A 6,400-nucleotide genomic window follows, 5' to 3' on the forward strand; every position below is an offset into this window, starting at 1 on the left:
GCGTACGAGATCACGGCGATAGGAGTGTATCAGAAGCCGAGCTTAAATGAATCAGTCTGCTGCGCTCAAATGCCGTCGTTTAGGCGCTTTCCTGCACATTTTGGACATATTCCGGCATCAGCAGCTGCTCCAGGCCGGTGGGGGCTTCCTTGATCTGGCCCTGATTCGCGAGGAACTCGCCGAGGCTATTCATATGCTTGACCAGGTAGATATCGCTGTCGGGATTGCTCAGCATTTCCACATTCTTTTCTAGACTGGTCAGGTCAACGCCCTCCAGCTCGGTAGCCACGTCCTCTGGAGAGAGCTCCAGCCGCTCCCCGGCAATCTTCAACGCCTCGTCGGGGTTCGTTTCGAGGAACTCGATGCCCATAAAAATGCCTTTGATATAGGCTTCCATCGCGCCGGGGTTATCCTGGGCAAACTGTGGGTCGAACAGGTAAACATCGACAATGGCAGTCGGCATTTGGGACGTATCGTAAATGATTCGACCATCGGCACGGGCGTCGCTGGCCTGCTTCAGGAAAGGCGAATAGGTGACCGCAATGTCTACATTTTTGGACTGGTAGGCCGCCGCCGCCGCGTCGGGCGTCACGTTTTGCAGACTCACGTCATCCGCCGTCAGCCCGGCCTCTTCCAGCACCTGCAAGAGGAAAAAGTGACTGACGCCGCCGACCTCTACGGCCACCTGTTTGCCCTTGAAGTCAGCAATGTCTTTAATGCTGTCCGCTGCCAAAATGCCGTCGCCACCCAGCGAGGTATCTGCCACCTGAATCACCCGGTAGTCTAGCCCTTGGGAAGCGAGCGCCACCGCCTCTGAGGTGACGTTGGCCTGTCCCTCAATCCGCCCAGAGGCATAGGCCGCGTCGGCTTCGGCGCTGCCGCTAAAGACTCGGTAGGTATAGTCCAAGCCGTTTTCTTCAAAAAACCCTTTGGCTTCCGCAATGTAGAGCGGCGTATAGCCAATCCAGAGGGTGCTGCCGGTTGACGCCGAGACCGACTCACCCGAAGCTCCTGCGTCTGAGCTAGCGTCGGCTTCCGCTTCCGAACCAGCGTCGGGAGACGCAGTGCAGGCGTGGAGCGCTAGGCCACCTGCCAGGCCACCAATCATTCCCAAGGCGCGGCGGCGGGTCCAAATTAGCGGTGGCTGGCTCATGACAGAAACTCCTAAACTAACGGGGCAGGGTCCTGGAGTCATTAAACCCTGTCTAGAGAGAGAAACTGTTGGGCAGAATACAGTTCCCGGCTGAAAATCGCACTGTGATTAGAAAAAGACAACCGATGAGCCACAAATGAGCTTTTTGACCGCCTGGCAGCCCCAGTCTCTAACCCAGGAAGGCCGGACGTTTCCGGCTGAGATGTATATCTCTGAAACGATCTATCAGCGAGAGCTGAGACAAATCTTTGGTCGGGCCTGGTGCTATGTTGGCCACGTCAGCCAGCTCCAGGGGCCGGGGTCCTATTTCACCCTGGATCTGGCCGAACAGCCGCTGGTGATTGTGCAAAACCAGGCCGGGGCGCTGCGCGGATTTTTCAACATCTGCCCTCACCGGGCGGTACCGGTCGTCCTGGGCAGCGGTCAGTGCGATCGCCTTTCCTGCCGCTACCATACCCTGAGCTTTGACCTCGAGGGCCAACTGCACGAATCAGAAGGAGAGCAGACAGAAGCCAATCCCGCTGAGTACCCGCTGCGACCGATTCAGGTGGAGACCTGGGGACCGTTTATCTTTGTCAATCTAGATTTGCAGGCCGGGCCGCTAGCAGACCAGCTGGGTGAACTGCCCGAGAAATTCCAGCGCTACCGCTTTGACGAATGGGCTAGAATCCACAGCGTAGACTACTGGACAGAAACCAACTGGAAGCTCTACGTCGAGAACAACGTGGAGAGCTATCACGAATTCTCCGTCCATGCCAGCATTGCCCGCTACTATCAGGCCACTCAGGCCGAGGCCCGCCACCACTACTACCTGCAATACGCTGCCTTCCCACCGGACGATCCGGACTATGCCGCAAAACCGCCGGAACTAATTTCCCCCGGCCTGGGCGAACCCGAGCGCACTGGCAAATCGACGGTCAGCCTGTTTCCCAACTTTGCCTGGATTGTACGGCCCTGGATTGCGATTATTTACCTGATTGATCCCCAGGGGCGATCGCGCACCCGCATTCGCTGGGACTGGCTCGTGCCCGATAGTCCCACCGCCAGAGCCGCTGACAACGTACAGCCGCTGATTGAGTTTTTTGACAACATCCAGCAAGAAGACCTGAACCTGCTGCCTGCCATCCAACGGCGAATTGAGTCCAGCGGCTATCGCCCCGGTCGCCTGTCCCCCACCCGCGAGGTGGGGACGCACCTGTTTCAGGAACTGGTGATGCGATACTTGACTCGGCCAGATTAATTGGGCCGGATTAGCGGATCATGCCGACTTACCGCGCCAGCGCAAGCTTTTGCGGTTGAGTTCATAGCAGAGATCCGGCTGGCGTAAGATGGATTCGGCGATCGCGATCGCGCCTGCCAGCTGCTCCCGGCTCAGCTGCCTGTAGGCGGGCTGGCGGCAAGAAAAGTGCTCGTACCAGCAGCTGCCGCAGAGATTATCCAGCACGATTCTGGCAAAGCAGTGATTCCAGCGCACCGGCATGGGCACCTGCTGCACCTTCGTCGGCAGCTGGTGGTTAATTAAATCCAGATAGGTCGCCCTAAGTTCATCCGCCCTGGGTTCATCTTTGGTGGAGGTCTGAGAGAGCTCCTTTTTGTCCATTTGTCTCATCGTCGGCAACGGGAGCGCTGATTTCAGCGTAGACGGTTGCCATAGGGAAAGGGAACCGCTAGATTAGGCGGGTTATTGCTAGCATTAGGCCGCTGCAAATGGAGCAGCCTACTGTGTCAGCAGGGGTGAGGAACTGAGATGGCCTTCAACTATCCCGACGATTTGAAATATCTGGACACCCACGAATATGCGCGGGTAGACGCCGAAGAAAAGCTGGTCACCGTGGGAATTTCGGCCTTTGCCGTAGACCAGATGGGCGACGTCGTTTTTCTGGAGCTGCCCGAACCGGGGGAGGCCGTAGAAAAGGGCGAAAACTTTGGCACGATTGAATCGGTGAAGGCGGTTGAAGAGCTGAAAGCGCCGGTCTCGGGCGAAGTGACCGAGCGTAACGAGCAGCTGATCGAAGCCCCCGAGCAGATTGCCGACGACCCCTACGGCGACGGCTGGCTGATTAAGATTCGGGTAGAGGACCTGTCGGACCTGGAAGAAGCGATGGACTCGATGGAATATCAGGATCAGGTCGAGGGCTGATCGAGACCGGGCTGCTACCAAACATTATTCTTTGTTACACAATGAAGGGGATGTTTGTGGTTTTATCGGTTAACCCTTGGCTGACTCGTCCCTATCCGCTGTGACTTCGACCCCTATGACCGTAGCGCCGTCCCCGGACGGCCCGGCTGCTCAAAATGGCCGTGCTGCTTCTGACTGGCTGGAGGAACTGGCCCCTGTTGATGACTTTGCTCGACGGCACATTGGGCCAACGGCGGCAGACATTCAGCAGATGCTGGAAACTTTGGGCTACGAGCGGCTCGAGCAACTAATTCAGGCGGCGGTACCCGCCGAGATTCGACTGGCGCGATCGCTCTCCCTCCCCACCGGCCTGAACGAACATCAGGCCCTGGCCAAACTGAGGGAAATCGCATCCCAAAACCATGTCTACCGCAGCTACATCGGCCTGGGCTACCACGCCTGCATCACCCCGCCAGTAATCCAGCGCAATATTCTGGAAAATCCCGGCTGGTATACCCAATACACCCCCTACCAGCCGGAAATTGCCCAGGGTCGCCTGGAGGCGCTGCTCAACTTTCAAACCATGGTAACCGACCTGACCGGGTTAGAAATCGCCAACGCCTCGCTGCTGGACGAAGCCACCGCCGCCGCCGAGGCAATGTCGATGAGCTACGACGTTTGCAAAAACAAAGCGGCCAAAGCCGCCAAACGCTTCTGGGTCTCAGCCGCCTGCCATCCGCAGACGATTGAAGTCGTCCAGACCCGCGCCCAGCCGTTAAGGATAGAAGTCATCGTCGGTGACCACAGCCAGCTTAATTTTAAGCAGCCTCCCTTCGGTGTACTGCTTCAGTATCCGGCCAGCGATGGCGCAGTCGAGGACTATACGGACTTTATCGCTCAGGCTCACGCCGCCGGTGCCCTGGTCACGGTCGCCGCCGACCTGCTCAGCCTCACCCTGCTGAAGCCGCCGGGCGAAATGGATGCCGATATCGCCGTTGGCAATACCCAGCGGTTCGGCGTGCCCCTGGGCTATGGCGGCCCCCATGCGGCCTACTTTGCCACTCGCCAAGCCTATGCCCGCAAGCTGCCCGGTCGGCTAGTCGGGGTTTCTAAAGATAGTCGCGATCGCACTGCCCTGCGCCTGGCTCTGCAAACTCGCGAGCAGCACATCCGCCGGGACGCCGCGACCAGTAATATCTGCACGGCCCAGGTACTGCTGGCAATCATGGCCAGCACCTATGCGGTCTACCACGGTCCCCAGGGGCTGAAGCGGCTCGCCACCCGCATTCACCAGCTCACGGCGGCCCTGGCAGCGGGGTTAGAAAAGCTAGGCTACGGTCTGGGTCAGGCTCCCTTCTTTGACATGCTGCGAGTCGAGGTTGGCGACCAGGCCGAGGCAATTCGCCAGCGAGCCGCCCAGCAGCGGATTAACCTGCGGACGCTAGACGCCCGGACGCTAGGCATCGCCCTGGACGAGACGACATCGCCCGCCGACGTGCAAACGCTGCTCGACATTTTTGCGGGCGATAAATCCGCCCCTGCCCTGCGCCAGCTCAGCCCGGCTTCACCCTTACCTACAGCGCTCCAGCGCACCTCGGACTACCTCAGCCATCCCGTCTTCAACCGCTACCACTCGGAGACCGAGCTGCTGCGCTATCTGTACAGCCTGCAAATGAAGGATCTTTCCCTAGCCAGCGCTATGATCCCGCTGGGCTCCTGCACGATGAAGCTGAATGCAACGGCGGAAATGCTGCCGGTGAGCTGGCCCGAGTTTAGCCAGCTCCATCCCTTTGCGCCGGTTGAGCAGGCCCAGGGCTATCAGGTTTTATTTCAGCAGCTGACCGACTGGCTGGCTGAGATTACCGGCTTTGCCGGAATTTCCCTCCAGCCCAACGCCGGGTCCCAGGGCGAATATGCCGGGCTGCTCGTGATTCGCCGGTATCACCAATCGCGGGGAGAGGGCGATCGCAACGTCTGCCTAATTCCTCAGTCGGCCCACGGCACCAATCCGGCCAGCGCGGTGATGTCGGGCATGAAAGTTGTTGCGGTAGCCTGTGACGATGACGGCAATATCGACCTGGCCGACCTTCAGACCAAAGCCGAAAAGCACGCGCCGCAGCTGGCCGCGCTGATGGTCACCTATCCCTCCACCCACGGCGTCTTTGAAGCCACCATTCAAACCGTCTGCGAAACCGTCCACCGCCACGGTGGCCAGGTCTACATGGACGGAGCCAACATGAATGCCCAGGTGGGCCTGTGCCGCCCCGCCGATTTCGGTGCCGATGTCTGCCATCTCAATCTGCATAAAACCTTCTGCATCCCCCACGGCGGCGGCGGCCCTGGTGTGGGTCCGATTGGCGTGCAGAGCCACCTGGTGCCGTTCTTGCCAGGCCACGGTCTGAGTCCCGGGGTCGGCGGCGAGCAGGCGATTGGCGCGATCGCGGCAGCCCCCTGGGGCAGCGCCAGCATTCTGCCGATTTCTTGGATGTACATTCAAATGATGGGGCCTGCGGGCCTGCGGCGAGCCACTGAAGTCGCCATTCTCAATGCCAACTACGTCGCCAAGCGGCTAGCGGACCACTACTCGATTCTTTATAAAGGCACCAGCGGCCTAGTCGCCCACGAGTGCATCATCGACCTGCGCGAGTTCCGAAAAACCGCCGAAGTCAGCGTCGATGACGTTGCCAAACGCCTGATCGACTACGGCTTTCACCCGCCCACCATGTCCTGGCCCGTCGCCGGAACGATTATGGTCGAACCGACCGAAAGCGAAGCCAAAGCCGAGCTAGACCGCTTCTGCGACGCGATGATTGCCATTCGCGAAGAAATTCGCCAAATCGAAGCAGGCAAAGTCACCGCAGCCGACAGCCCCCTCCGCCATGCCCCCCATACTACGGCTGATTTAACGGATGACTGGATACGAGACTACAGCCGCCAGCAGGCCGTCTTCCCCACTGACTGGACCCGCGATCGCAAATTCTGGCCTGCCGTCAACCGGATTGACCAGGCCTATGGCGATCGCAACCTGGTCTGCGCATGTTTGCCCATGTCGGCTTATGAATAGTTTGATTCGCCGCATGGGCAGGTTTGAAACCTGCCCCTACCCCAATACCCATCCACCCCCTACC

General features: G+C 59.3%; 5 protein-coding genes. 3 read left to right on the forward strand and 2 right to left on the reverse strand.

Features of this window, described 5'->3' with window-relative positions; all coding sequences use genetic code 11:
• Nucleotides 1-79 precede the first annotated feature (79 nt).
• Nucleotides 80-1,153, reverse strand: a complete 1,074-nt coding sequence (locus IQ241_RS09770) for an ABC transporter substrate-binding protein (protein WP_193906504.1) — start codon at nucleotides 1,151-1,153, stop codon at nucleotides 80-82.
• 136 nt (nucleotides 1,154-1,289) lie between these two features.
• On the opposite strand from IQ241_RS09770, the gene IQ241_RS09775 reads away from it, so the two are divergent.
• Nucleotides 1,290-2,393: an aromatic ring-hydroxylating oxygenase subunit alpha gene (locus IQ241_RS09775; protein ID WP_193906506.1), complete on the forward strand. Its 1,104-nt coding sequence runs from the start codon at nucleotides 1,290-1,292 to the stop codon at nucleotides 2,391-2,393.
• 18 nt (nucleotides 2,394-2,411) lie between these two features.
• On the opposite strand, the gene IQ241_RS09780 is transcribed toward IQ241_RS09775, so the two are convergent.
• Nucleotides 2,412-2,753, reverse strand: a complete 342-nt coding sequence (locus IQ241_RS09780; RefSeq protein ID WP_193906508.1) for a hypothetical protein — start codon at nucleotides 2,751-2,753, stop codon at nucleotides 2,412-2,414.
• Between the two features lie 147 nt (nucleotides 2,754-2,900).
• Here IQ241_RS09780 and gcvH point away from each other — a divergent pair, with 147 nt between their 5' ends.
• Entirely contained in the window at nucleotides 2,901-3,293 is a 393-nt protein-coding gene (gene gcvH / locus IQ241_RS09785) for a glycine cleavage system protein GcvH (protein WP_193906510.1), read from the forward strand.
• 115 nt (nucleotides 3,294-3,408) lie between these two features.
• A complete protein-coding gene (gene gcvP, locus IQ241_RS09790) occupies nucleotides 3,409-6,336 on the forward strand; it encodes an aminomethyl-transferring glycine dehydrogenase (RefSeq protein ID WP_193906512.1) in 2,928 nt (975 codons plus the stop codon).
• The last annotated feature ends 64 nt before the right edge of the window (nucleotides 6,337-6,400 follow it).

The sequence above is a fragment of the Vasconcelosia minhoensis LEGE 07310 genome, from assembly GCF_015207255.1.
GTDB lineage: Bacteria > Cyanobacteriota > Cyanobacteriia > Phormidesmidales > Phormidesmidaceae > Vasconcelosia > Vasconcelosia minhoensis.

Excerpts from the sequence above, each read along its gene's own strand:
- gcvH (WP_193906510.1), top strand. The coding sequence starts at position 2,901 with ATGGCCTTCAACTATCCCGACGATTTGAAATATCTGGACACCCACGAA.
- IQ241_RS09775 (WP_193906506.1), top strand. The coding sequence starts at position 1,290 with ATGAGCTTTTTGACCGCCTGGCAGCCCCAGTCTCTAACCCAGGAAGGC.
- gcvP (WP_193906512.1), top strand. The coding sequence starts at position 3,409 with ATGACCGTAGCGCCGTCCCCGGACGGCCCGGCTGCTCAAAATGGCCGT.
- IQ241_RS09780 (WP_193906508.1), bottom strand. The coding sequence starts at position 2,753 with ATGGACAAAAAGGAGCTCTCTCAGACCTCCACCAAAGATGAACCCAGG.
- IQ241_RS09770 (WP_193906504.1), bottom strand. The coding sequence starts at position 1,153 with ATGAGCCAGCCACCGCTAATTTGGACCCGCCGCCGCGCCTTGGGAATG.